This window comes from Bailinhaonella thermotolerans (genome assembly GCF_003594875.1).
Lineage (GTDB): Bacteria > Actinomycetota > Actinomycetes > Streptosporangiales > Streptosporangiaceae > Bailinhaonella > Bailinhaonella thermotolerans.
The window spans coordinates 1-654 of the sequence record NZ_QZEY01000060.1; the positions used below are offsets into that span (position 1 = coordinate 1).

A 654-nucleotide genomic window follows, 5' to 3' on the forward strand; every position below is an offset into this window, starting at 1 on the left:
GCGATCCCGGTGCACTTCGGGCAGGTGTTCCCGCACGGGTGCTACGCGGTAGGGCAGGTCGAGCCGGTGCGGGACTTCGACGCCTCGACGCGGGACCGGTTCGTGCAGGGGCGGGACGCGGCGACCGGTGAGCTGCTGTGGCAGGTCGAGGTGCTGGACGCCGACCCCGAGGCGCGGGACAAGACGGTCAAGGTCAAGCTCATCGCGCCGGTTCAGCCGGTGTTGCCGGACTCGGGCGGGGCTCCGTTCGTGCCGGTGGAGTTCGACGGGATGACCGTGACGCCGTGGGTCAACGGGAACAACCGGCTGGCCTACTCGATCAAGGCTCAGGCCGTGCGCGCGGCCAAGGCCGGCGCTCGTCCGCACGCGGCGACCGGTAAGGAGGCGGCGGCATGAGCCGGTTCAACGGGTCGTGGCAGATGACCTCGCTGCACGTGGACGGGCGGGGCCGGGCGGATTGCCTGATCTACCCGGCGCGGACTCCGATCTTGGAGGTGGCGGCGGGGCACGCCTCGATGAAGGTCACGCTCAACGCCGGTCGGGTGGAGTACTCGACGGTCGTCTTCGCGCAGGAACTCGCGCAGGCGGCCCGGCTCTTCGCGGCCGAGGTGGAGCGGATGTGGCACGAGTCGCACGCGGGCGGCGAGGAGGTGC

General features: G+C 71.4%; 2 protein-coding genes. Both read left to right on the plus strand.

What is annotated here, in order from left to right:
• Positions 1 to 3 precede the first annotated feature (3 nt).
• Positions 4 to 396: a plasmid replication, integration and excision activator gene (locus D5H75_RS40745; RefSeq protein ID WP_119931986.1), complete on the plus strand. Its 393-nt coding sequence runs from the start codon at positions 4 to 6 to the stop codon at positions 394 to 396.
• Positions 393 to 654: hypothetical protein (locus D5H75_RS40750; RefSeq protein ID WP_147425485.1), on the plus strand; the 262-nt coding region annotated here is incomplete at its 3' end. The genes D5H75_RS40745 and D5H75_RS40750, both read left to right, overlap by 4 nt.